Here is a 23,316-nt window from a genome sequence, read left to right as displayed (position 1 = left end):
CGCGGCGCCGTCAGACGCGGGCCAGGTCGGCGGCCCCGGCGATGCCGGCGGCGGAGCCCATGGTCGCGAGCAGGACCTCGGCGCGCGGACGGTGCGCGCCGCCGGTCAGGTAGGTCTCGAAGGCCTCGGCGACCGGGTCGAGCAGCAGGCTGCCCGAGTCGGAGACGCCGCCTCCGAGCACGAAGACGCCCGGGTCGAACAGCGCGGCGAGGTCGGCCATGCCGCGGCCGAGCCAGTCGGCGAGCTCCGCGTAGCACTCCAGGGCGAGCGGGTCGCCCTCGGCCGCGGCCTCGGTGATGTGGATGCCGCGGATGGTCTCGGCGACGAAGTCGTTGAGCTCCAGCATCCGCTTGCCGGCGATCGGGTCGGCGGCGGCCTTCTCGCGGCCGTAGCGGCGCAGCGCGCGGCCGGAGCCGTACTGCTCCCAGCAGCCCTTGCCGCCGCAGCCGCAGTCCAGGCCGTCGGGGACCATGTTGAGGTGGCCGATCTCGCCGGCGACGCCGAAGCGGCCGCGGTGCATCCGGCCGTCGAGGACGATGCCGCCGCCGATGCCGGTGCCGACGGTGATCAGGACCATGTCCTCGTAGCCGGCCGCGGCGCCGAAGCGGAACTCGGCCCAGGCGGCGCAGTTGGCGTCGTTCTCGACGACGGTCTCCAGGCCGGTGAGTTCCTCGATGCGCTGCTTGAGCGGCTCGTTCTCCCAGTCGATGTTGGGAGCGAAGATCACGGTGGAGCGGTCGCGGTTCACGAAGCCGGGCGCGCCGACACCGACGGCCGCGACCTCCGGGTACTCCTCCTTGAGCTCGCGCACAGCCTGCGCGATCGCGTCGACCGCCCACTGGGGGTCGGCCGGGGTGGGCACCCGGGTACGCGCAAGGATTTCGCCGGTCTCGTCGACCACGCCGGCCGCGATCTTCGTCCCGCCGACGTCGACGCCGATGGTCAGAGCCATGTGTCCCTCAGCTATTCACTCGTTCCCGCTGAGCGGAACGGTACCCGCTGACCGGTGCTTCCGTACACACCGCGGCCTACATTAACCGAAGACATTTTCCGGATTGCCCGGTGAGCTGCGTTCAGAAGTCGTAGACTTCGCCGCTTTGAGTGATGCGTGAAGGCGCCACAGTCACCTGGTCTGACCTGCGGCTTCACTACTTGTCGGTGGCCCCGTCGAGGTCGATGCGCTCGGCCTCGGCGTGTCCGGCACCGGCCCAGCGCCGTTCATGACCTGAGACGGCTGCGCGGTACGCGGCGAGCAGTTCGCCGCCCGCGGCGGCGAGATGTCCGTACACCTCGGGGTTCTGCTCGCGCAGCCTGGTGCCGTAGTCCTGGGCCTTGCCGCCGAGGGCGAGGGCGAACCTCCGGACCTCGTCGACCAGCGGCCCGAACTCCGCGCCGAAGCCCTGCCCGGCCGTGCCGTCCGCCTTCTCGTCCGCCATCCGGCGACCTCCTCCGTGCGTCCTCGGGGCGTCCTCGGGGCGACGTCGCGGTGACGTCGACGCGTCGCGGGTCCGCTGCCGAGCCGTCCGGCCGGGACCGGCCGGGATCCAGACGGTACCGGACGGCGCATCGAGGGCCGCCCGGCGCACCGGACGCACTCCGGGCGCGCGCGCCCCTGCACGCGCCCTTTCCACGCAACGACCGACCGGCGCGCGGAGGGCGGACCCGCGCGCTCGGGCCCGGGGCGATCGGCCAGCCGTACGACCGGTCAGCCGCGCGCGGGCCAGAGGGCGGGGTCCGGCGCGAACCGCACCGACAGCACCCCGTCGTGCAGGCCGGCGCCGCTCACCGTGCACCGCCGCAGGGCGGAGGGCAGCGGGAGCAGCCGGCGGTGGCCGCCGGCACCGACGACCAGTTCGTCGCCGCGGCGCACCAGTTCCAGTCCGGACCGTTCGGCGCCGGGCAGCGCCAGGTGCCAGACCAGGAGCCCGTCCTCGGCCAGCCGGTCCTCGACCCACGGCCCGGGGGCCTCGCCGGGCTCGGGCGCGCCACCGGCGTACAGCTGGTCGGCGATCCCCTCCAGGGCGACCTCGGGCCACTCGGCGGTGAGCAGCGGAATCTCGCCGAGGCCGGCGGCCAGGTCGGCGAGGCGCTCCTGCTGGCGGGCGGCCCGGCCGGCCAGCCAGGGGTCGGGCGAGGCGGCCGCCGCGGTCGGCAGCACCCGGTGGGCGACGACGGCGTCCAGCCGCCGGCCGTACAGCGCGAGGCCGGACCGGATGCGGCGCAGCTCCCCGGTGCCGTGTGCGTCGGCGTCCACGACCAGGCGGACGGAGGTGCCGGGCGCCTCGATCACGGCGCGGGCCTCGGCGAGGGCGGCGCAGGCGGCGGTCCGGGCCTCGAACAGCCAGTCCGCGGGCATCGGCACCCCGGCGAGCGCGGCCAGCAGCGGGCGCAGCGCGCGGGCGGCCTGGCGCTGTTCGGGCAGCAGCCGGTCGAGGTAGCGGACGAGTTGCTCGGGCAGGGCCAGGGTGGCGAGCAGGTCGGCCGGGGGCGGGGCGGCCACCACGACCGTCTCGGCGTCGGCGGAGCGCAGGGCCCGGAGCAGCGCGAGCTGCCGGGTGCCGGGCAGCGGGGTGAGCTCCTCGGGGTCGAGCGGGTCGGCACCGAGCAGGTCGAGGGCCGGGGCGAGCCGGGCGCCGAAGCCGTCGAGGGCGCTGCGCAGGGCGGCCTGCTCGTCGATCCGGGCGGCCGAGAGCCGGTCGGCGCAGGGCGTGGGCTCCGCGGTGAGGCGGGTGTCCAGCAGGTCGTCGACGGCGCGGTGCGGGTCGTCGGCGGCCAGCAGCAGGGTGCGCCGGCCGGTGCGGGCGCTGTGCAGGGCGGTGGCGGCGGCGACGACGGCCGAGCCCTCGCCGGTGACGAGGACGGTGCGGGGTGACACCCGGCGTCAGCCCTCGACGCGCTTCTTCAGGCCGGCCAGGGCCCGGTCGATGATGACCTTCTCCGCCTTGCGCTTGATCATGCCGAGCATCGGGATCTTGACGTCGACGGCGAGCTGGTAGGTGACCTCGGTGCCGCCGCCCTTGACCGCGGCGAGGCTGTAGGAGCCGTCGAGGGCGCGCAGCATCTGGCTCTTCACCAGAGTCCAGCGGACCTCGCGGTCACCGTCCCAGGTGTAGGCGAGGACGTGCTCGTCGCGGATCGCGCCGGCGTCGAGCACCAGGCGCACCTCCGAGCCGCGGCCGTCCGCGGCGGTGCTCAGCACCTCGATCTCCTTGACCTCGCCCGTCCACTCCGGGTAGGCCGCGAAGTCGGCGATCGCGGCCATGACCTCGGCCGGGGTCGCGTCGATGATGATGCTCGACCTGGTGTGCTCCGCCATCACGGCCCTCCGCGTCTGTTCAGATGTGCGCCCAGGGCAGGCTATCGCGCCCGCAGGTGCGCGCCGGGCGCCGCCCTGGGCACCGGGGCTCGCGGAGGGGTCGCGCCGGGCTTCCGACGGGCTCGCGCCGCCCGGCGGACGCGCTCGGGCGGGGCGGCCCGGCCCGGTCCGGAGGCCGGGGAACGGCCGTCCGCACGGGTGCGGGGGCTGGCGACACGTCGGGCGACGGCTGTCGTAAGGTGCGAGACGAAAGATCCCGACTTGTTCTGCGCGGTGTGACTCTTCGAACAACGGAGCCGACAGCTCTGGTCGAATCCGGCTACCGAGCAGTAACGTCCTGCCGTCCCGCAGCGTCGCAGACGAGGAGCAGTCTTGCTCGAGTTCAGCCTTCCGGCCCGCTACCAGGTTCCGAGCGGCGGAAACCTCTCCGACCTGATCCACCAGAACGCCGAGCAGCACCCCGGCGTCGCCGTGATCAGCCGGAAGGTGGCCGGGCAGTGGCAGGACCTGACCGCGGCACAGTTCCTCGCCGAGGTCCACGCGGTGGCCAAGGGCCTGATCGCCTCCGGCGTCGAGCCGGGCGACCGGGTCGCGGTGATGTCCCGCACCCGGTACGAGTGGACGCTGCTCGACTTCGCGATCTGGTGCGCGGGCGCCATCACCGTGCCGGTGTACGAGTCCTCCTCCGCCGAGCAGGTGCAGTGGATCCTCGGCGACTCCGGCTCGGTCGCGGTGGTCACCGAGACCGCGGGCCACGCCGCCGTCCTCGCGGAGGTCCGGGACCACCTCCCGCAGCTGCGGCACGCCTGGCAGATCGAGGACGGCGCCGTCGCCGCCCTCACCGCGGCGGGCAGCGACGTCACCGACGCGACGGTCGCCGAGCGCCGGGCCGTCCCGGACGCCGACACCATCGCCACCGTCGTCTACACCTCGGGCACCACCGGCCGCCCCAAGGGCTGCCAGCTGACCCACGGCAACTTCCTGGCCGAGCTGGGCAACGTCACCACCCGCCTGGAGCCGCTCTTCCGCACCGGCGAGAGTTCCGTCCTGCTCTTCCTGCCGCTGGCGCACGTGCTCGGCCGGATCGCCGAGATCGCGGCCGCCATCGCGCCGATCAAGCTCGGCCACGTCTCCGACATCAAGGACGTCACCGCCGAGCTCGGCTCCTTCCGGCCGACCCTGATCCTCGGCGTGCCGCGCGTCTTCGAGAAGGTCTTCAACACCGCCCGCGCCAAGGCCCAGGCCGACGGCAAGGGCAAGATCTTCGACAAGGCCGCCGACACCGCCATCGCGTACAGCCGCGCACTGGACGCCGGCGGCGCCGGGCTCGGCCTCAGAATCAAGCACTTCGTCTTCGACAAGCTGGTGTACGCCAAGCTGCGGGCTGCCCTCGGCGGCCGGGCCACCCACGCCATCTCCGGCGGCGCCCCGCTCGGCGAGCGGCTCGGCCACTTCTACCGCGGCATCGGCTTCACCGTCCTGGAGGGCTACGGCCTGACCGAGACCTGTGCGGCCACCGCCTTCAACCCGCACGACAAGCCGAAGATCGGTACCGTCGGCCAGCCGCTGCCCGGCTCCTCGGTGAGGATCGCCGAGGACGGCGAGGTGCTGCTCAAGGGCCCGCAGATCTTCACCGGGTACTGGAACAACCCGCAGGCCACCGCCGACGCCCTGCAGGACGGCTGGTTCGCCACCGGCGACATCGGCTCGCTGGACGACGAGGGCTACCTCACCATCACCGGCCGCAAGAAGGAGATCATCGTCACCGCGGGCGGCAAGAACGTGGCGCCCGCCGTGATCGAGGACCGGATCCGGGCGCACGCCCTGATCGGCGAGGTCATGGTGGTCGGCGACCGCAAGCCGTTCATCGGCTGCCTGATCACCGTCGATCCGGACTTCTTCGGCAAGTGGAAGGAGCTCAACGGCAAGCCGGCCGGTGCCACCCTCACCGACCTCGCCCAGGACGCCGACCTGCTGGCCGCCGTTCAGGCCGCCGTGGACGACGGCAACCAGGCCGTCTCGCACGCCGAGGCCGTGAAGAAGTTCCGCCTGCTCGACACCGCCTTCACCGAGGAGAGCGGCCACCTCACGCCCTCCCTCAAGCTGAAGCGCAACGTCGTCCTCAAGGACTTCGCCGCCGACGTCGAGGCCATCTACCAGCGCTGAAGCGGCGACCACCCGGGGGCGCGCGGGTACCCGCGCTCAGGGGGCCGGCGCGCACAGCGGCGCGGGGAACTGCGCAATCCGGGGCGGGCCCACCTTGTCGGACTCGGCCGACTCGAATCAGGGGCGCGGGGAGCTGCGCGTATCGGAAGGCAACGGTCTGCCTCTCCCGATTCGCGCAGTTCTCCCCCGGCCTTCGGCCGGGAGGTGCCCCCACGCGCCCCCGTGGGCGCGCCCTGTTCGCGGGGTTGCCCGGCTAGGCCAGCAGCCCCGTGAGCCGCTGCGCCAGCAGGTCCCAGCGCCAGGAGCGCTCCACCCAGCGCCGTCCGGCCTCTCCCATCGTCCGCCGCAGCTGCTCGTCGTGCAGCAGCCGCACGATCCGCTCCGCGGCCGCGGCCGCCGACCGCCCCGGCACCACGTACCCGGTCTCCCCCTCCAGGACGGCGTCCGGCGCCCCGCCGGAGTCGCCGGCGACGACGGGCAGCCCGGTCGCGGAGGCCTCCAGGTAGACGATCCCGAGGCCCTCGACGTCGAGCCCGCCCCGCCGGGTGCGGCAGGGCATCGCGAAGACGTCGCCCGCGCCGTAGTGGGCGGGCAGCTCCTCCCACGGCACGGCCCCGGTGAAGCGGACGGAGCCGGCGACCCCGCGGGCCTCGGCGAGCTTCTCCAGGTCGCTGCGGTAGGGCCCGTCGCCGACGATCAGCAGCACGGTGTCGGGAACCGCCGCGAGGATCTGCGGCATGGCCTCGATCAGGGTGTCCTGGCCCTTGCGCTTGACGAGGCGGGAGACGCAGACGACGACCGGCCGGTCGCTGAGCCCGAGCCGGGCGCGGATCGCGTCGCCGCCGGAGTCGGGCCGGAAGGTCTTCTCGTCGACGCCGGGCGGCAGCTGCACCATGCGCTCGGCCGCCTCGGGGCCGACCGCGTCGGCGATCCGGCTGCGGGTGTACTCGCCGAGGTAGGTGAGGGTGTCGGTGCCGGCGCCGATCCGCCGCAGCAGCTGGCGGGAGCCGGGCAGCTGGGCCCAGGCGGCCTCGTGGCCGTGGGTCATGCCGAGCAGCCGCCGGGCGCCGGCCTGCCGCAGTGCGGGGGCCATCAGGCCGAGCGGGGCTGCGGCGCCGAACCAGACGGAGCCGCAGCCCTCGGCGCGGAGGATCTCGGCGGCCCGCCGGGTGACCCGCGGGGTCGGGACCATCATCTTCGTCCGGTCGCGTATCACCGGGAACGGCTGCCGGGCGTCGAACTCGGCGACCTCGGTGCCGTCGCGCCAGGTGGAGGCGTACACCACGATCGAGCCCGCGGGCTGGCGGACGGCCATGTTGTGCACGAACGCCTGGATCCCGCCGGGCCTCGGCGGGAAGTCGTTGGTGACGATGAGGGTCTTGTGCATGCCACGGCTCGCTCGGTCGGGGGTTGCATGGTGCAGAGGTCGGTGATCCGTACCATAGGTCAACACCACGGCCCGCCGGGAACGAAGGATCACAGCGCAACCGTTTCCGGTCCGGGCCGGTCCTATGTGCCGGGGCCCCGTTGCGCGGGCGCCACCGCGACCGGCGTCACGAGTCGAACGAGGGAGCGCAGTGGAGTTGGCCCCGACCGGGCGCACCGGCAGCACCAGCAGCACCGAGCGCCTCGCCCTGACCGGCTCGCCGCCGCCCGCACCGGCCGGCGGCGCGCTGTGGGCGCTCGGGCTGTCCTGGGTGGTCACCCGGGTGCTGATCGTGCTGATGGCCGTCGGTGTGCTGCGGATCTCGGGCACCGACGTGAGCTCCGACATCTCGGTGATCTACCACGGCTGGTACGAGGTGCTGCGGACGGGCACCTTCCCGCTGGACGACGTGACCTGGCAGTACCCGCCGGGTGCGGCCCTGGTGATCCTGCTGCCGGGCGTACTGCCGTGGTCGTACCTGGTGTCCTTCTTCGTGCTGTGCGGCGTGTTCGACGCGCTCACGGCGGGTGCCCTGATGCGGGTCGGCACCCGGCGGGGCCGCAGCTTCACCGGTGCCTGGATGTGGGTGGCGGGTGTGCCGCTGCTCGGTCCGACGGTCTACTGCCGGTACGACATCATCGTCACCGCGCTCGCCGTGGGCGGTCTGCTGCTGGTGCTGCGGCGGCCGGCCCTGGGCGGCTTCCTGCTGGGGCTGGGCGGGCTGGTGAAGGTGTGGCCGGTGCTGGCGCTGGCGGGCACCCCGCGCGGGCGGCGCACCCGGCGGGCGTGGACGGCCGCGGCCGCGACCGCGGCGTCCCTGGGCTTCCTGCTGACGGCGGGGATGAACGGCGCCTTCGAGTTCCTGAAGTTCCAGAAGGAACGCGGGATCGAGGTGGAGTCGCTGGGCGCGCTGCCGCTGCACTTCGCCAAGCTGTTCGGCGCCTGGGACGGCCAGGTAACGATGAACTACGGCTCGCTGGAGATGCTCGGCCCGTGGGTGCCGGTGGTCTCCAAGGTCTGCGTGGCCGGCACCCTGCTCGGCTTCGGCTGGCTGCTGCTGTGGCGGCTGCGGGCGGTGCGCTGGCAGCCGTCGACGCCGTACGACGCGGCGCTGGCCGCACTGCTGGTGTTCACGGTGACCAGCCGGGTGATCAGCCCGCAGTACCTGGTGTGGCTGGTGGGCCTGGCCGCGGTCTGCCTGACCGTGCGCGGCACCCGGCAGAAGCCGGTGGCGGTGCTGATCCTGGCGGCGACGGTGCTGACCACCGTGGAGTTCCCGATCCTGTTCGGCGCGGTGCAGCACAGCGAGCCGTGGGGCGTGGCCGTGCTCACCGCCCGGAACCTGCTGCTGCTGGCGGCCACGGTGCTGTCCTGCCGCCGGCTGTGGCGCTCCACCCGCGGGCCGGACGCCCAGGCCACCCTGGTGCTGCCGCCGGAGCCCCCGGTGAAGGGCTACCCGGTGCGTCCCGGCATCGCGTACGAGCAGGCGCTGCTGGACGACCTGGACCGCCCGGTGGGCCGGCCGGCGCCCACCTCCTGACCGCGCACCCGCCCCGCCCCTCCGCAACTTGCTGAAAGGCCTTGCAGGCATGCCCGCGGGGCTGGCAGCATCGTGCGCTGTCACCGATGCCGCCCGTGGAGGTTCCGCATGCCCGACGACCCCGACCTCGACGTTCTGGTGGTGGGCGGTGCGGGCGTGGACACCATCGTCCGGGTCGACCGGCTGGAGATCCCCGCCGCGTCCGACGGGCTCGGGGTGCCCCCGGTGCACGACTACGCGGGCCACACCGGCAGCGGGGTCGCGCTCGGCTGCCACCGGCTGGGCCTGCGCACCTCCTTCCTCGACTTCCTCGGCGACGACCCGCAGGGCGAGCTGGTGCGGGCCGCCTTCCGCCGCGCGGGCCTGGACTTCCACCACCTGGTCTCCCCCGCAGGCACCCCGCGCGGGGTGAACCTGGTGGACGCCGACGGGCTGCGGTTCTCCTTCTACGACGGCCGGCACCCGGCCGACCTGCGGCTGCCCGCCGCGTTCTACCTGCCGTTCCTGGCGCGGGCCCGGCACGTCCACCTGTCGATCACCAACGTCAACCGGGACATGCACCCGGACATCGAGCGGATCGGCGCCACCAGCTCCACCGACCTGCACGCCTGGGACGGCGAGAACGAGCACCACCGGCACTACGCCCTCCGCTCCGACCTGGTCTTCCTGTCGGCCGCGGGCTGCCCGGGGCGGCACGAGGAGGTCATGCGCTCGGTGCTGGCCGAGGGCCGGGCGCGACTGGTCGTCGCGACCGCGGGCGCAGCGGGCAGCTACCTGCTGGAGCGCGGCGGCGACACCGTCCGGCACGTGCCGCCGGTCGACCCCGGGGCGCCGGTGGTCGACAGCAACGGCGCCGGCGACGCCTTCGTCAGCGGCTTCCTGGCGCGCTGGCTGGCGGGCCGCCCGGTGGCCGAGTGCATGCTGGCGGGCTCGGTCGCGGGCGCGCACGCCTGCACCGCGGCGGGCACGCACAGCGCCCTGATCGACGGCGAGGGCCTGGCCGCCGGTCTCGCGGCCGCTCAGCGGCGCAGCTGACGCACCAGCTCGGCCGCCCAGGCCTTGGTGAAGGCGGGCAGGTCCAGGCCGAGCTCGGCCTTGAGGACGCTCTCCAGCCGGGCGGGGTCGCCCATCGCGCCGACCGCCCGGTAGAGCGCGACGAGGCGCTGCGGGCCGAAGCCGTGCGCGACCATCTCGCAGGCGAGCCAGGCCTGCTCGTAGGCCTGGGCGATGCCGGCGGCGCCGGCGGCGAAATCGGTGTCGGCGGGCAGGGCGGTCGGCACCCGGCCCGCGGCCACGTCGCGGGCGAGCTCGGGGGCGATCTGCCGGGCGGTGCGCCCGGCGCCGCGGTAGCCGGTGTAGTCGGCGACGCCCTCGGAGAGCCAGAGCGGCGTCCAGCTGCGGGTGGCGGCGCGGGTGGCCACGTGGGTCGCCTCATGGGTGATCACGACCTGCCGGCCGAGGTCGCTGAGACCGCGGAAGGCCTCCGGGTTGACCATGATCCGGTCGGCGGGGGTGGCGGCGGGTTCGCCGCCGGCGGCGACGGTCACGGCGGCGATGCCCTGGTAGGAGCCGGCGGCGACGTCGAGCATCCGGGCGAACTGCGGCTCGGTGGCCGGGGTGAGGACGAGCAGTCTGCCGGGCCAGTCGCTGCCCCACAGCTCGGAGACGGCGGGTACCGCCTTGTCCGCGACGGCGGCGAGGCCGGCGAGCTCCTCCGCGCCGCCGAGGCCGAGCACCAGGCAGTGCTCGCCCTGGGCCGCCCGGACCTCGCCCAGGTCCCAGAGGGCGGCGCTGCCGTCCGGCTCGTCGGCGGAGAGCAGCCAGCCGGCCGGGCCCGGGTCGAAGGTGAGACGTCGGGAGAGCACCGCGGGGTGCTCGTCGGCGCCGCGCAGCCGGTGGGCGAGGCCGGCGGTGACGGTGATCCGCCCGTCGGCGCCGGGTTCGGTGATGCCGCTGATCCGGTACTCGACGGCGGCGAAGGGCACGGCGGCGAGCCGGGCGGCGGCCTGCTCCTGCGCCGTCCGGGCCGCGGGGGCGACTCCGGCGAGCAGGGCGGGCCGGTCGGCGCGCAGCAGAGCGCGGGCGCGGGCGGCGAGCAGGTCCTCGACGTGGGCCCGGACGCTCGCCCTCGGGGCGTCCCGCGGGAGCAGTTCGGCCCGGGGACCCGTGGTGGGCAGGGCCCGGGGGACGGAGAGCTGGGCGAGGCCGCCGACGGCGAGCAGCAGGGCGGTGCGCCGGGAGACCCGGCCACCCGCGGGCAGCAGGGAGCGGCCCGCCGCAGCGGGCCGGGGCAGGTCGGTGACCAGGGGTTCGGCCTCCCCGCCGGACGGGCCGGGCTGCCGGTGGTAGGTGCTCAGACCCGCACCACCCCGCTGACGGGCATGGCACTGACGCTCTCGTAGCGGACCCGGGCGCCGGGGTACGGGGCGTGCACGACCACACCGCCGCCGGCGTACATGCCGACGTGGTGCATGTCCTTGAAGAAGATCACCAGGTCTCCCGGTCGCGCCTCGGCCAGGCTGACTCGCCGCCCCGCGTGTGCCTGTGCCTGCGAGGTGCGCGGCAGGGTGACTCCGGCCTGCCGCCAGCTCCAGTACATCAGACCGGAGCAGTCGAACGTGGAAGGGCCGGTGGATCCGTAGACGTAGGGCGAGCCGATCCTGCTGATCGCGGCGGCCAGCGCGGCGGCCGCACGGTCGGAGGAGGGCGGCTGGTCGCCGAGGTCGATGCGGTCGGTCCCACGGGCCGCGCGGCGGGCGGCGTCGGCGGCGTCGTCGGCGGCCAGCCGGGCGCGTTCGGCGGCGGTGAGGCCGCCGAGCAGGCGTTGGGCGTCACCGAGCCGGCGCCGGACCTCCTCCCTGTGCTCGGCCAGCGAGCGGCGGACGTCCTCCAGCTCGGCGAGCTTGGCGGTGGCCTCGGCGCGGCGCTGGTCGAGCCGGCGCTGCCGGTCGAGCACCTGGTGCAGGGTGTCGGCCTGCCGGGTGGCGGCCTGGTCGAGGGCGCGGGCGCGGGTGAGGTAGCCGGCCGGGTCGGACTCGAGCATCAGGCGGACGGACGGGTCGAGCCCGCCGTCGCGGTACTGCGCGGCGGCTGCGGTGGCGAGGTCTCCGTAGAGGCCGTTCAGCTCGTCCTGGCCGACGGCGACCTGCTCCTGCAGGTGACTGGCCTCGGTCTGGAGGCGCTTCTGGTCCTCCCCCGCGGCGTTCGCCCGTTCGCTGGCCTGCTCGGCCTCCTCGTACAGCCGGTCGACCTTCGCCCGGACGTCGGCCGTCCGCGGGGAGGGGTCGGCGGGGGCGCCGAGGGCCGCGGTGCCGACGGTGGCGCCGACGGCCGTGGCCGCCGCGGCCGTCAGCACCAGGGCCCGGGCGAGGGTGTGGCCGCCCGGCAGTTGGGGGCGTCGGTGCGCGGACATGCGGCGGCGGCTCCGTTCCTGCGGACGGACGGCCGCCGCCGCCCCGGTCGGGCGGCCGTCCTCGCGGACATCCGGGGGCAGACGTTAGCGAGTCACGCCGAGCTAGTCCAAACCCTGCCATCGCCGAATATTTGACCTTCAATCGGACATTCTGCCGAACGGGCCGCCCCACGCGGCAACGGCCGCGGGCCCGGCCCCACAGGGGGAGCCGGGCCCGCGGGAGCCGCCGGACGGGCCGTCAGACCCGGACGATCGCCGAGATCGGCATGGCCGTGGCCGAGACGTAGCGGACGACCGCGCCGGTGTGCGGCGCGTGGATCACCTGCCCGCCGCCCACGTACATGCCGACGTGGTGCTGGTCGCCGTAGTAGATCACCAGGTCGCCCGGCTTGGCGTTGGCGATGTTGGTGCCGATGTTGGTGCCCGCACCGGCCTGGGACTGCGAGGTGCGCGGGATCGAGACGCCGGCCTTGCCGTACGCCCACTGCATCAGGCCGGAGCAGTCGAAGGTGCTCGGGCCGGTCGCACCGTACACGTACGGGGCGCCCAGTGCGGACTTGACGGCCGCGATCGCCTTGGCGGTGTACGAGCCCGACGGCACGTCGACGCTGCCGAGGTCGGGACGGGCGGTGTCCCGCGAGGCGCGGTCCGCGGAGGACTTGGCCTCGGACGCGGTCTTCGCCTCGGCCGCGGCGAGCTCGTCCTTCTCCTTCTGGGTGAGGGTGTTCAGCAGGGCGCTGGCCTTGGCCAGCTTGCCCTGGAACTCCTCCTTCTTGGCCTTCAGCGCGCGGGTGCTGGTGTCCAGCTCGGCCAGCTTGTGCTCGGCCTCGGCCTTCTGGCCGTCCAGCTTGGCCTGCTCGGCCTTGAAGGACTTCAGGGTGTCGGCCTGGGTGGCGCTCATCCGGCTGACCGCGCCGGCCTGGCCGAGGAAGTCGCCCGGGTTGCTGGAGAGCATCAGCTGGACGGTCGGCGAGATGCCGCCGTCGCGGTACTGCTGGGCGGCGACCTCCGCGAGGCGACCCTGGACGCCGCTGACCTGCGCCTGCTGACGGGCGACCTGATCCTGCAGCTGGGTGACCTGCTTCTGCAGGTCCTGCTGCTTCTGCTCGGCCGCGAGGTACGCCTCGTTCGAGGCCTCGGCCTGCTCGTTGAGCTGGTCGACCTGCGCCGCGACCTGCTCCTTGGTGGGTGTCGGGTCCGCGTGCGCACCGGTCTGCGAGGAGAGTGCCACCGCAGTGGCGGCTGCCGCAGTCAGGATCGAGGCACGGGTACGGCCGACGGGCTTGGGACGACGATGGGACGCCACGAAGGCGGACTCCTTCTTCCTCACACCGCCTACCGGGTGAGCTGACGGGTTCGGGCCGGAAGCATTGCCCTACGACGCCTCACGCCCGCGCCCGCCCGTCCGCGGTCCGACCGCGGCCCGGCCGGCGCGGCCGACCTGACGCCGATTCACCCCGGGGGAAACGTGGTTCCCCGGCTCCGTTCGACAGCGCCCCCGCAGGGGCTCCCCGTGGACGGTCGGGACCGTCCTGCTGCGTCGCGGACTCGGCGGCGACCACCGCCGTCGCCCGGGTTGGGCGAACCACTGTGCGGTGATCCGTGGGGACGACCCTAGTAACCGATCCGTGATCCGTTCAAATCGTTGTCAGAAAAACGACGGGGAAATGTTGTCGTGAAAATGTGATTGCGACCGCCCGTGACCGGCAATCCACGCTCGGATGACGAGACGTCACCCCCCAAGGGGACGAAAGCTACGCCCGGGCGTGTCGGAGATCACACGGTGATCACGACGCGCCCGGGCGTGTCATGCGGCATCAGAAACGCCGCAGGTGAGGCTTATGTCCGATTTGCTACTGGGCGGTCAGACGCGGCGGATCGTCTTGATCGGCAGGGTGTCGGCGTTCATCACCTTCACCACGTCGCCGGTGTGCGGCGCGTGGACGACGAGGCCGTTGCCGATGTACATACCGACGTGGTGCGCGTCCGAGTAGTAGATGACGAGGTCACCCGGCTGGGCGTCGGCCAAGGAGGGGACCCGCGTGCCGACGCTCGCCTGCGACTGCGAGGTGCGCGGCAGCGAGACGCCTGCCTTGGCGTACGCCCAGACCATCAGACCGGAGCAGTCGAAGGAGTTCGGGCCGGTGGCGCCCCAGACGTACGGGGTGCCGCGCTTGCCCATCGCCGCGGCGACCGCGGTGGCGGCGTAGCCGGAGGCCGGCGGCAGGTTGGTGGTGTCGAAGCGGCTGGCGTCGCGCGAGGCGCGGTCGGTGCCGAGGATCGAGGCGCGCTCGGCGGCGGTCAGCGTGCTCAGCAGGCTCTGGGCCTCGGAGAGCTTCTTCTGGACCTCGGACTTGGCATCGTTCAGCACCTGGGTGGAGCGGTCCAGCTCGGACAGGATGGCCGCGGCCTCCTGCTTCTGTTGGTCCAGCCGGCGCTGCTGGTCCCGCAGGCCCTTCAGCGTCGAGGCCTGGGTGTCGGTGGCCTGCTCGTTGCTGGACGCCTTCTCGAGGTAGTTGTCCGGGTTCGAGGAGAGCATCAGCGCGACCGTCGGGTCGACGCCGCCGGTGCGGTACTGGTCGGCCGCGACCGCGGACAGGCCCGACGCCACCTGGGAGAGCTGCTCCTGGCCGCGGGCGATCTGGTCCTGCAGCTGGTCGGCCTGCTTGCGCAGCTGGTCGGCCCGCTCCTTGGCGCCGTTGTACTTCTCGGCCGCCTGCTCCTGCTCCTCGAGCAGCTTGTCGACCTGGACCTTCACCTCGTCCTTGCTCGGCTTGGCCGGCGCGGCGTGTGCCGCGGCCTGGGCCGACAGGGCGACCGCGGTCGCGGCGGCAGCGGTGAGCACGGATACCCGCGCGCGGCTCGGCTGCTTGGGACGGCGGTGGGAGGCCAAGGGACTAGCTCCTTCTTCCTGCTGGACTCACCCGATCGGGTGTACGTCCGGAAAATAGGTTTGACGCCAGACCCTAGTGAAGATCCGCCTCCTACGCCACTCCCGTGTTGGGCGAACTTGGCGCCGAGCGCTGGATTTCACCACCCCGACACAACCCCGCCACCCGGCCCTCCACCTGGGCCGACGGCCCGTCAGGGCCGGGCGAGCCGGTTGAGCAGCAGAATCGACGCGACCGGGCGTGCACCGGCCTTCCGAACGCCGTCCGCGACCTCCCGATCCGTGGAGACCACCACGACCGGCCGGCCCTGCGGCTCGGCCCGCACCAGGCGGCGGATCAGTTCGTCCGCGGTCTCTCCCGTCCGGCTGAAGCGCACCCGGACCCCGCGCGGCGGCGCCATGATCACCGGGACGTCGAGGTCCTGCCCGTCGAAGACACAGGTCACCTCGGCCTGGGTGCGCTGCGCGAGCATCGCCAGACCGCCCAGCAGCCGCATCCGCTGCTGCTCCAGCGGCAGCGTCGGATACCCGGTCTTGGTCACGTTGTAGCCGTCGACGACCAGGTGCACCTGAGGAATCGCCAGCAGCTGGTCGAGCAGTGCCGGGTCGTCCTCCGCCAGCCCGCGGCGCGCCACGTCGTGCGGGTTGGCCGAGCCCGGCTCGACCGCGTCCACCAGATCGGCCGGGCGCAGCTGGGCCACCGGCAGCGCCAGCTCGCGCTGCAGGCCCTGCGCCGACTGCAGCACCGTGTCGAGCAGCAGCCGCAGCCGCATGTCCTCCACGCTGCGGCCCTCGCGGGCCGACCGCCGCCCGGCCTCCGCGGCCGTCTCCAGCTCGGTGATCCGGTGCCGCAGGCGCCGTGCCTCGCCGTCCGCCGCACTGCGCTCGGCCGCCGCGGCGGCCCGCGCCGCCTCCAGCTCCGCCAGCAGCTTGCGGGCCTCGGCCTGCGCCCGCCGGGTGTCGCTCTCCAGGCTCCGGACGCGCTTGCGCAGCGACTCCGCCTCCCGGCGGACCCCCTCCGACTCGGCGCGCTGCCGGTCCAGGTCCGCGCGTGCGGCGGTGCGCACCTCGGCCAGTTCGGCCTGCAGCTTCTCCACCACCCGGGCGGCCTCGGCCGCGGCGCCCTCGGCATCCGCCCGCTCGACCTCGTCGCCCGCCTCGGACACCAGCCGGCTCCAGCCGGCCGGGCGCAGCAGGTAGGCGGCGGCGGCCACGTCCATCGGGTCGGCGGCGGCCGGTACGGCGCCGGACTCCAGCGCCTTCACCAGGTCGGGCTGGCCGAGCCGCAGTCGATCGGCTATCCGGACGCGGAAGACCGGTTCCGCGTCCAGCGCCGCGGCCAGCGCGGTCGCCGCGTACTTGGCCCGCCGGGCGGGGGTGAACTTGGCGTACGGACGCAGTCCCGCGGGCAGTTCGCCGGACGGGATGGCGCCGAGCGCGTCGGCGGCGATGCCCACCACACGGCGGCGGACCCCTTCGGGCAGTGGCCGGTCCAGTTGCTCGGACGGTGCGTCCCCGGCCGCGGGCTGCTGCCCGGCCCCGGCGGCGTCCGGCAGCTCCGCGTCCGCAGCGGGCTGCTGCCCCTGCGGCTCGGCCGGCCCGCTCGCTGCGTCCACCACGTCCTCGGCTCCGATTCTGCTCTCCGGGCCCGCGCGGCCGGTGGCCGCTGCCCTCGAAATGCACCGCTCTGTGCAATTGTCCCGTCTACCGTGCCCAGCCGGGCACCGCGCCACACACCCCGGCGGCGCCACGGGCTCCACCGGGGTGTGTCGGCATGCTGCGGCTCAGGCCTTCGGCTCGTCCTCGGCCGGCTGCTCGGCCGCGTCGGCACCGGGGCGGGGCACCAGCTCCACCTGGTCGACGGCGTTGCACCAGCGGCAGCGAACCGACTCCAGGGTCTCGCTGAGCACCTCGGTCTCCTCCACCTTCGACTCGCCGCCGAGGTCGAAGTGCAGGTACTCCACCACCCGGGCCGAGCGCGTCACGTCGAAGCGGGTGAGGTTCCCGCAGAGCGTGCAGCGCCAGCGAGTATCGGCGGTGGGGGCGGCGATGGTCATCGGAGGTCCTCTCGGATGGTCCCGGGTCCGGTCCTCCAAGCCTATTGCGTACGGCTCTTCCGGCGGTCACCGGTCCTGAGGGGCGGACAGGTCACCCGCTTGCAGCACCGGGCGGTGTCACCGCGGGTGCACCGAGGAATGCTCGCTGTCATGGCCGTCCCCGCCCCCGTCCCCGCTCCCGTGCGCGCAGCGGCGGGCCGGGCCGCCGCCGCGCCGGCGCGCGCTCCGCTTGTCACCTACGCGCTGATCGCGCTGAGTGCCCTCGTCCTGCTGGCCGGCCCGAGCTTCGGACTCGACCCGCGGTACGGCACCGGCAACGCCCGTGTCTGCGCGGAGCAGCGCTTCGAGCAGCACTGGGGGGCCGTCCCGGCGGAGCTGCTCTCCAACCGGCCGCTGGACGCCGGCCGGCTGGCGGCACTGCCCCCGGCGGTGCCGGGCTGCACCGTCACCCCGACCCCGCACAAGATCCCGTTCCTGTCGGTGCTCAGCTCGCTGTTCGTCCACGCCGGCTGGCTGCACCTGGTCGGCAACCTGCTCTTCCTCTACGTTTTCGGCCCCGACGTGGAGGAGCGGCTCGGACGGCTGCGCTTCCTCCTCTTCTATCTGGGCATCGGCTACCTGGCGACGTACGGCTGGGCGCTGGCGGAGTCGGACTCCGCGGAGTCGGTGCGGGCGCTGGTCGGCGCCTCCGGGGCGATCGCCGGGGTGCTCGGCGGCTACCTGCGGCTGTACCCGCGGGCCCGGGTCACCGCGCTGGTGCCGGTGCTGTTCTTCCTGCCGCTGCGGTTCCCGGCCTGGCTGGTGCTCGGGCTGTGGTTCGCCCTGCAGTGGTGGCCGGTCGGCCCGTCGGTGCCCGGTGTGGCCTACCTGGTGCACGTGATCGGCTTCAGCGCGGGGTGGCTGCTCGCACGCCCGGTGCGGCCCCGCACAGGGCAGACGCGCCGCCTGACGGCGGATACGCTGGGCGGAACCCCACACACAGGAGCCGAAGAGTGATCACCGCGATCGTCCTCATCAAGACCAGCGTCGACCGGATCCCCGAGATCGCCGAGGCGATCGCCGCGATCGAGGGCGTCAGCGAGGTCTATTCGGTGACCGGCAGCTACGACCTGGTGGCGATGGTCCGGGTCCGGCAGCACGAGGACCTCGCCGAGGTGATCCCCGGTCAGGTCAACAAGGTCCCGGGCGTCGAGCACACCGAGACCCAGATCGCCTTCCGCACCTACTCCCAGCACGACCTGGAAGCCGCCTTCGCCCTCGGTCTGGACGAGTAGCAGGGGGGAAGCCCATCAGGGGCGCGGGATACACCTCAGGAGCGCCCCGACGTCTCAGACGGCCCGGCCGGTGTCGGCGACGCAGCGGCCGCCCTCGTTGCGGTAGGACCAGCGGGCGCCGTCCGTGACCAGCTCGCGGACGGCGGCCAGGAAGCGGTCCACGTGCTCCTCCGGGGTGCCCGCGCCGAAGCTCACCCGGATCGCGTTCAGGCTCCGCTCCCCCGGCAGCGACGGCTCCGGCGCGCCGCAGGCGGACGGCGCCGCCTCCTCCCCGCCGAGCAGGGTCCGCACCAGCGGGTGCGCGCAGAACAGGCCGTCCCGCACGCCGATGCCGTACTCGGCGGAGAGCGCCGCGGAGAAGTGCGAGCTGTTCCAGCCGCGGACGACGAAGGAGAGCACGCCGACCCGGGCCGACCCCTCGCCGAACAGGTTGAGCACCTTGACCTCGGGAATCTCCGCGAGCCCGGTGGTGAGCCGGTCGACGAGCGCCTGCTCGCGGGCCTCCAGCACGTCGAAGCCGGCCTCGGTGAGCGCCCGGCAGGCGGAGGCGATGGCGTAGGCGCCGATCACGTTCGGCGAGCCGGCCTCGTGCCGGGCCGGGCCGGTGTGCCACTCGACGGCGACCGAGCCGTCCGCCTCGCGGGCCACGGTGCGGCTGGCTCCGCCGCCCGCCAGGTAGGGGTCGGCCGCGTCCAGCCAGTCGCTGCGGCCGGCGAGCACACCGGCGCCGAACGGCGCGTACAGCTTGTGGCCGGAGAAGGCGACCCAGTCGACGCCGAGTTCACGGACGGACAGGCGGTGGTGCGGGGCGAGCTGGGCTGCGTCCAGCACCACCCGGGCGCCGTGCCGGTGGGCGGTCTCGGTGAGTTCGGCGATCGGCCACAGCTCGCCGGTGACGTTGGAGGCGCCGGTGACGCACAGCAGGCGCGGTCCGTCCGGGGACCCGGCGGCGAGCGCGGTGTCCAGGGCGGCGACCGCCTCGGCGTGCGAGCGCGGGGCGCGCAGGTACTCGACCGTCAGGCCGGCGTGGCGCCAGGGCAGCAGGGAGGCGTGGTGCTCGGTCTCGAAGGCGAGGACCCGGGTGCCGGCGGGGACGGCCCCGGCGAGCAGGTTGAGCGAGTCGGTGGTGGCGCGGGTGAACACCACCTGGTCGTCCTCGCGCAGGTCGAGGAAGTCGGCGACGGTGCGGCGGCTCTGCTCGAACTGGTCGGTGGAGAGCTGCGAGAGGTAGCCGGCCCCGCGGTGGACGCTGCCGTAGTAGGGGGCGTAGGCGGCGACGTCGTCCCAGACCCGCTGCAGGGCGGGGGCGCTGGCGGCGTAGTCGAGCGCGGCGTACCCGACCTTCTGACCGGTGGCGAGCGGCACCTGGACGTCGTGGCCGAGGACGGCGAGGGGGGCGCAGAGATCGGTCGAAATCGACATGAGGATGCACTCCTTCACGGGGTGAGGACCCCGGGGATGCATCGCCGGAAGTCCGCGCTTGCCACGCGGACGGTTCGCCGCACGGCCCGGTCCTCACCCAGGGCACCCCGCCACGGACGGAGGGTTGCCGGACAGCAAGCTGGGGCTTGACGCTGCCACTCATGACCTGTGCAGGACTCTAGGTGACCGCTGTGCAACCGGTCAAGCACGGTCGGGCGCGCGGGGTACCCGGCCTTCGGCCGGGAGGTGCCCCGCGCGCCCTCGGCGGCTCCGCTACTTGTTGGTCGCCTCGGCCCAGCGCTTGAGCGTGGCCTCGGCGGCGCCGGAGTCGATGGCCGCGGCCGCCCGCTCGATCCCGGCCGCGAGCTGCTCGGTGAGCGGTGCGCCGGTGAGGTCGAGTGCGGCCAGGGCCGCCGCGGTGTTGAGCAGGACGGCGTCCCGCACCGGCCCCCGCTCACCGGCGAACAGCCGCCGTGCGACGCCCGCGTTGTGCTCGGCGTCGGCCCCCCGCAGCGCCTCGATCCCGGCGAGTTCGATCCCGACGTCCCGCGGGTCGAAGTCCGTCTCGGTGACGGTGCCGTCCTTGACGATCCACACGTGCGAGGTGGTGCAGACGGTCAGTTCGTCGAGGCCGTCGTCGCCGCGGAAGACCAGGGCGGTGGCACCGCGCCGGGCGAAGACGCCGGCGATCAGCCCGGCGAGCCGGGTGTCGAAGCAGCCGACGGCGTGCGAGGTGACGTGGGCCGGGTTGGTCAGCGGGCCGAGGATGTTGAAGGCGGTGGGCACGCCGAGTCCGGCCCGCGCGGTGGCCGCGTGCCGCATCGCGGGGTGGAACTTCGCCGCGAAGCAGAAGGTCAGACCGACCTCCTCGGCCACCTCGGCGACCCGGCGGGCGCCGAGGTCGAGGCTGATGCCGAGCTTCTCCAGCACGTCGGAGGAGCCGGAGGCGGAGGACGAGGCCCGGTTGCCGTGCTTGACGACCTTGGCGCCGGCCGCGGCGGCGACGATCGCCGACATGGTGGAGATGTTGACGGTCTTCGCGCGGTCGCCGCCGGTGCCGACGATGTCGACGGCCGGGCCGGGGATGTGCAGCGGCTCGGCGTGCGCGTACATCGCGTCGACCAGGCCGGCGATCTCCTCGACCGTCTCGCCCTTGGCCCGCAGCGCGACCATGAAGCCGGCGACCTGGACGGGCGAGGCCTCGCCGCTCATGATCTGGTCCATCGCCCAGGCGGTGTCCGTCTCCGCGAGGTCCTCGCCGCGCAGCAGTGCCGACAGGACGTCGGGCCAGGTGCGGACCACCTGCACGGGGTCCTTGCCGCCGTTCGCAGGGTTCACGTTCACCATGGCCGACTCCAGCTCTCATCGGTAGTGCGCCGATACAAGGGACGGAGTCAGCCTAGCGAGCGGCGGCGGGCGGCCGCGCCGATCCCGCCGCCCCTTCTCTCCTGCTGAGACGGGTGGTGCCGCGGCCCGTCAGCGGTGGGCGGGCGTCCGCTTGGCGATCCGGGCGCGGAGCAGGGTGGCCGCGGCCTCGGCGAGGGCGACCGGGTCGACGGGCTGCGCGATGGCGGCGTCGGCGCGGCTCCAGGCGGCGAGCCAGGAGTCCTGCGGCCGGCCGATCAGGACGAGCACCGGCGGGCAGCCGTAGATCTCGTCCTTGAGCTGGCGGGTGAGGCCGAGGCCGCCCGCGGGGACGGCCTCGCCGTCCAGCACGCACAGGTCGACGCCGCCCCGTTCGAGGGCGCGGAGCACCGCCGGGGTGGTGGCGCACTCCAGGTACTCGACGGCGGGGAGGTCCGCGGCGGGCCGGCGGCCCAGCGCCAGGGTGACCTGCTCGCGGGTGTTGCGGTCGTCGCTGTAGACGAGAACGGTGAGCGTCTCGTCGGTCGTGTGCGCCATGGGCCCTGCTCCCGGGTGCTCGTCCTCTTATATGTGCCGCTCCGAACGGCCCAGTGTGATCCGGACCACGTTCACCTCCGGATGCTACTCCGGCGGGGCCGTCCCGGTGAGTACCTGACGCGATCTCCCTCAAGCCGCCGCGCCCGGGATCTCACCCGCGCGGGGTACTCCGTGTCACCCACCCCGAACAACCGTCAGAAAACGGACACCCGGGCGGAGCAGCGCCGCACGTCCGCGCAGGCCAGGCCCAGGGGGGCGTACCGCACGCACCGGACACTCCGAGGAGCACCCCCCGGCGTGAAGACGGAATAAGGGACCGACATAATGTCCGTCGTGGCGACAGCAACAGCAACAGAAACCGGACACGCGCACGGAGCGGTCAACAGGCCGAACCTGGTCAGCGTCGGAACCATCGTCTGGCTGAGCTCCGAGCTGATGTTCTTCGCGGCCCTGTTCGCGATGTACTTCACGCTCCGCTCGGTCATGGGCTCAGAGTTCTGGACCGAGAAGGCGGACGCCCTCAACGTGCCGTTCTCCTCGGTGAACACCACGATCCTGGTGCTCTCCTCCCTCACCTGCCAGCTCGGCGTCTTCGCCGCCGAGCGCGGTGACGTGAAGAAGCTCCGCTCGTGGTTCTACATCACCTTCGTGATGGGCGCGATCTTCATCGGCGGCCAGATCTTCGAGTACACCGAGCTGGTCAAGGTGGACGGCCTTTCGCTGTCCTCCGACCCGTACGGCACGGTGTTCTACCTGACCACCGGCTTCCACGGCCTGCACGTGACGGGTGGTCTGATCGCCTTCCTGCTGGTCCTGGGGCGGACGTACGCCGCCAGGCGGTTCACGCACGAGCAGGCCACCGCCGCGATCGTGGTGTCGTACTACTGGCACTTCGTCGACGTCGTGTGGATCGGCCTGTTCGCGACCATCTACCTGATCAAGTAAAGGCTGATCAGGTCGCTGGCCGCCGGCCGGAGAGCACCCGCCCCGCGCGGGAGCCCCGCCGACAGTCCGCCCCGACCCGGGTACCGGCCCCGAGCAGACCGGTCCCACGGGCGCAGCCACCCAGCCGACCAGATCCTGACACCGGGGTTAATCCGTGAAAAAGCTCTCCGCACGACGGCGCCACCCACTGGCGGCGCTGGTCGTCCTACTTCTCGCCCTGGCGGCCACCGGGGGGCTGTACGCCGCGTTCGCGCCCGCCGAGAAGGCGCAGGCCGACACCTCCGCGCAGTCGCTCGCGATCGAAGAGGGCAAGAAGCTCTTCGCCGTGGGCTGCTCCTCCTGCCACGGCCTCGACGGCCAGGGCAGCTCCGACGGCCCGAGCCTGGTGGGCGTGGGCTCCGCCGCGGTCGACTTCCAGGTCGGCACCGGCCGCATGCCGGCCCAGCAGAGCGGCGCCCAGGTGCCCTCCAAGAAGGTCGTCTACTCCCAGGCGCAGATCGACCAGCTGGCCGCCTACGTGGCCTCCCTCGGCCCCGGCCCGGTCGCTCCGACCAAGGAGCAGTACACCTCCACCGACCCGAACGACGTGGCCAAGGGCGGCGAGCTCTTCCGGACCAACTGCGCCCAGTGCCACAACTTCGCGGGCAAGGGCGGCGCCCTGACGAAGGGCAAGTACGCCCCGACGCTGGAGAACACCTCCCCGAAGCACATCTACGAGGCCATGCAGACCGGCCCGCAGAACATGCCGTCGTTCCCCGACACCACCATGCCGGAGGAGCAGAAGAAGCAGATCGTGGCCTTCGTCAGCCACACCAACGACGAGCCCAGCCCCGGCGGCCTGTCCCTGGGCAGCCTCGGTCCGGTGACCGAGGGTCTGTTCGGCTGGATCTTCGCCCTCGGTGCGCTCATCGTGACCGCGATCTGGGTCGCCGCCCACACCACCAAGGCCAAGAAGTCATGAGCCAC

The 23,316-nt window shown here is 73.6% G+C and carries 21 protein-coding genes and 2 riboswitches; of the genes, 7 read left to right on the top strand and 14 right to left on the bottom strand.

Translation table 11 applies throughout. From position 1 onward, the window contains the following. Window positions 1-10 precede the first annotated feature (10 nt). The 4 genes from KSNIM_RS27285 to KSNIM_RS27270 form a co-directional block, all read right to left on the bottom strand. Complete coding sequence (locus KSNIM_RS27285; protein WP_263105769.1) at window positions 11-952, bottom strand: ROK family glucokinase; 942 nt, start codon at window positions 950-952, stop codon at window positions 11-13. A gap of 196 nt (window positions 953-1,148) precedes the next feature. Further along, window positions 1,149-1,436: a DUF5304 family protein gene (locus KSNIM_RS39165; RefSeq protein ID WP_317634059.1), complete on the bottom strand. Its 288-nt coding sequence runs from the start codon at window positions 1,434-1,436 to the stop codon at window positions 1,149-1,151. Window positions 1,437-1,705: 269 nt separating this feature from the next. After that, window positions 1,706-2,875 carry an ArsA family ATPase gene (locus tag KSNIM_RS27275; protein WP_263105768.1) on the bottom strand — a complete coding sequence of 390 codons (1,170 nt, stop codon included), beginning with the start codon at window positions 2,873-2,875 and terminating at the stop codon, window positions 1,706-1,708. 6 nt (window positions 2,876-2,881) lie between these two features. Beyond that, on the bottom strand, window positions 2,882-3,316 hold the full coding sequence (locus KSNIM_RS27270; protein WP_263105767.1) for an SRPBCC family protein: 435 nt from the start codon (window positions 3,314-3,316) through the stop codon (window positions 2,882-2,884). A gap of 372 nt (window positions 3,317-3,688) precedes the next feature. On the opposite strand from KSNIM_RS27270, the gene KSNIM_RS27265 reads away from it, so the two are divergent. Further along, window positions 3,689-5,482, top strand: a complete 1,794-nt coding sequence (locus KSNIM_RS27265) for an AMP-dependent synthetase/ligase (RefSeq protein ID WP_263105766.1) — start codon at window positions 3,689-3,691, stop codon at window positions 5,480-5,482. Between the two features lie 253 nt (window positions 5,483-5,735). Here the strand turns inward: KSNIM_RS27265 and KSNIM_RS27260 are convergent, their stop codons facing one another. Next, a complete protein-coding gene (locus tag KSNIM_RS27260) occupies window positions 5,736-6,869 on the bottom strand; it encodes a glycosyltransferase family 4 protein (protein ID WP_263105765.1) in 1,134 nt (377 codons plus the stop codon). 190 nt (window positions 6,870-7,059) lie between these two features. Between KSNIM_RS27260 and KSNIM_RS27255 the strand changes: the two genes are divergently transcribed. Both KSNIM_RS27255 and KSNIM_RS27250 read left to right on the top strand, forming a co-directional pair. Then, window positions 7,060-8,448 carry a glycosyltransferase 87 family protein gene (locus KSNIM_RS27255; protein WP_263105764.1) on the top strand — a complete coding sequence of 463 codons (1,389 nt, stop codon included), beginning with the start codon at window positions 7,060-7,062 and terminating at the stop codon, window positions 8,446-8,448. 108 nt (window positions 8,449-8,556) lie between these two features. Then, complete coding sequence (locus KSNIM_RS27250; protein WP_263105763.1) at window positions 8,557-9,483, top strand: carbohydrate kinase family protein; 927 nt, start codon at window positions 8,557-8,559, stop codon at window positions 9,481-9,483. Here the strand turns inward: KSNIM_RS27250 and KSNIM_RS39160 are convergent. From KSNIM_RS39160 to KSNIM_RS27220, 6 genes are all read right to left on the bottom strand, one after another. After that, window positions 9,468-10,433, bottom strand: coding sequence for a hypothetical protein (locus KSNIM_RS39160; protein ID WP_317634058.1), 966 nt, complete (start codon window positions 10,431-10,433; stop codon window positions 9,468-9,470). The genes KSNIM_RS27250 and KSNIM_RS39160 overlap by 16 nt on opposite strands. 368 nt (window positions 10,434-10,801) lie before the next feature. Further along, a complete protein-coding gene (locus KSNIM_RS27240) occupies window positions 10,802-11,860 on the bottom strand; it encodes an NlpC/P60 family protein (RefSeq protein WP_263105762.1) in 1,059 nt (352 codons plus the stop codon). Between the two features lie 238 nt (window positions 11,861-12,098). Then, window positions 12,099-13,166 (bottom strand): NlpC/P60 family protein, encoded by a 1,068-nt coding sequence (locus KSNIM_RS27235; RefSeq protein WP_263105761.1) that lies wholly within the window; start codon window positions 13,164-13,166, stop codon window positions 12,099-12,101. A gap of 10 nt (window positions 13,167-13,176) precedes the next feature. Then, a riboswitch (cyclic di-AMP (ydaO/yuaA leader) is annotated at window positions 13,177-13,365 on the bottom strand. 359 nt (window positions 13,366-13,724) lie between these two features. Further along, on the bottom strand, window positions 13,725-14,753 hold the full coding sequence (locus KSNIM_RS27230) for a C40 family peptidase (protein ID WP_263105760.1): 1,029 nt from the start codon (window positions 14,751-14,753) through the stop codon (window positions 13,725-13,727). 191 nt (window positions 14,754-14,944) lie between these two features. Then, the gene (locus tag KSNIM_RS27225) at window positions 14,945-16,306 is read right to left on the bottom strand and encodes an NYN domain-containing protein (protein WP_263108127.1); all 1,362 of its coding nucleotides are present in this window, start codon (window positions 16,304-16,306) and stop codon (window positions 14,945-14,947) included. A gap of 228 nt (window positions 16,307-16,534) precedes the next feature. After that, window positions 16,535-16,807, bottom strand: a complete 273-nt coding sequence (locus KSNIM_RS27220; protein WP_263105759.1) for a hypothetical protein — start codon at window positions 16,805-16,807, stop codon at window positions 16,535-16,537. 150 nt (window positions 16,808-16,957) lie between these two features. On the opposite strand from KSNIM_RS27220, the gene KSNIM_RS27215 reads away from it, so the two are divergent. After that, window positions 16,958-17,803 (top strand): rhomboid family intramembrane serine protease, encoded by an 846-nt coding sequence (locus KSNIM_RS27215; RefSeq protein ID WP_263105758.1) that lies wholly within the window; start codon window positions 16,958-16,960, stop codon window positions 17,801-17,803. After that, the gene (locus KSNIM_RS27210; protein ID WP_030262969.1) at window positions 17,800-18,081 is read left to right on the top strand and encodes an Lrp/AsnC ligand binding domain-containing protein; all 282 of its coding nucleotides are present in this window, start codon (window positions 17,800-17,802) and stop codon (window positions 18,079-18,081) included. The genes KSNIM_RS27215 and KSNIM_RS27210 overlap by 4 nt, the downstream gene beginning before the upstream one ends. 54 nt (window positions 18,082-18,135) lie before the next feature. On the opposite strand, the gene KSNIM_RS27205 is transcribed toward KSNIM_RS27210, so the two are convergent. The 3 genes from KSNIM_RS27205 to KSNIM_RS27195 all read right to left on the bottom strand — a co-directional run bounded on the left by KSNIM_RS27205 (window position 18,136) and on the right by KSNIM_RS27195 (window position 21,405). Next, a complete protein-coding gene (locus KSNIM_RS27205; protein WP_263105757.1) occupies window positions 18,136-19,503 on the bottom strand; it encodes an aminotransferase class V-fold PLP-dependent enzyme in 1,368 nt (455 codons plus the stop codon). Between the two features lie 49 nt (window positions 19,504-19,552). Beyond that, a riboswitch (SAM riboswitch) is annotated at window positions 19,553-19,670 on the bottom strand. Between the two features lie 106 nt (window positions 19,671-19,776). Beyond that, window positions 19,777-20,850 carry an anthranilate phosphoribosyltransferase gene (gene trpD / locus KSNIM_RS27200; protein ID WP_263105756.1) on the bottom strand — a complete coding sequence of 358 codons (1,074 nt, stop codon included), beginning with the start codon at window positions 20,848-20,850 and terminating at the stop codon, window positions 19,777-19,779. 129 nt (window positions 20,851-20,979) lie between these two features. Continuing rightward, a complete protein-coding gene (locus tag KSNIM_RS27195; RefSeq protein WP_263105755.1) occupies window positions 20,980-21,405 on the bottom strand; it encodes a hypothetical protein in 426 nt (141 codons plus the stop codon). Between the two features lie 324 nt (window positions 21,406-21,729). Between KSNIM_RS27195 and KSNIM_RS27190 the strand changes: the two genes are divergently transcribed. Together KSNIM_RS27190 and KSNIM_RS27185 are read left to right on the top strand one after the other, a co-directional pair. Beyond that, window positions 21,730-22,350: a heme-copper oxidase subunit III gene (locus tag KSNIM_RS27190; RefSeq protein WP_263105754.1), complete on the top strand. Its 621-nt coding sequence runs from the start codon at window positions 21,730-21,732 to the stop codon at window positions 22,348-22,350. A 154-nt stretch (window positions 22,351-22,504) separates the two neighbouring features. After that, window positions 22,505-23,311: a c-type cytochrome gene (locus KSNIM_RS27185; RefSeq protein ID WP_030262986.1), complete on the top strand. Its 807-nt coding sequence runs from the start codon at window positions 22,505-22,507 to the stop codon at window positions 23,309-23,311. Window positions 23,312-23,316 lie beyond the last annotated feature (5 nt).

Origin of the sequence: Kitasatospora sp. DSM 101779 (assembly GCF_025655475.1) — a bacterium.
Classification (GTDB): Bacteria; Actinomycetota; Actinomycetes; order Streptomycetales; family Streptomycetaceae; genus Kitasatospora.
This window is presented reverse-complemented; position numbering and strand designations above follow the sequence as displayed.

Bases quoted from the DNA above. Each gene is read 5' to 3' on its own strand.
- KSNIM_RS27285 (WP_263105769.1), bottom strand. From the start codon at position 952: ATGGCTCTGACCATCGGCGTCGACGTCGGCGGGACGAAGATCGCGGCC.
- KSNIM_RS39165 (WP_317634059.1), bottom strand. From the start codon at position 1,436: ATGGCGGACGAGAAGGCGGACGGCACGGCCGGGCAGGGCTTCGGCGCG.
- KSNIM_RS27270 (WP_263105767.1), bottom strand. From the start codon at position 3,316: ATGGCGGAGCACACCAGGTCGAGCATCATCATCGACGCGACCCCGGCC.
- KSNIM_RS27260 (WP_263105765.1), bottom strand. From the start codon at position 6,869: ATGCACAAGACCCTCATCGTCACCAACGACTTCCCGCCGAGGCCCGGC.
- KSNIM_RS27250 (WP_263105763.1), top strand. From the start codon at position 8,557: ATGCCCGACGACCCCGACCTCGACGTTCTGGTGGTGGGCGGTGCGGGC.
- KSNIM_RS27240 (WP_263105762.1), bottom strand. From the start codon at position 11,860: ATGTCCGCGCACCGACGCCCCCAACTGCCGGGCGGCCACACCCTCGCC.
- KSNIM_RS27220 (WP_263105759.1), bottom strand. From the start codon at position 16,807: ATGACCATCGCCGCCCCCACCGCCGATACTCGCTGGCGCTGCACGCTC.
- KSNIM_RS27215 (WP_263105758.1), top strand. From the start codon at position 16,958: ATGGCCGTCCCCGCCCCCGTCCCCGCTCCCGTGCGCGCAGCGGCGGGC.
- KSNIM_RS27205 (WP_263105757.1), bottom strand. From the start codon at position 19,503: ATGTCGATTTCGACCGATCTCTGCGCCCCCCTCGCCGTCCTCGGCCAC.
- trpD (WP_263105756.1), bottom strand. From the start codon at position 20,850: ATGGTGAACGTGAACCCTGCGAACGGCGGCAAGGACCCCGTGCAGGTG.
- KSNIM_RS27195 (WP_263105755.1), bottom strand. From the start codon at position 21,405: ATGGCGCACACGACCGACGAGACGCTCACCGTTCTCGTCTACAGCGAC.
- KSNIM_RS27190 (WP_263105754.1), top strand. From the start codon at position 21,730: ATGTCCGTCGTGGCGACAGCAACAGCAACAGAAACCGGACACGCGCAC.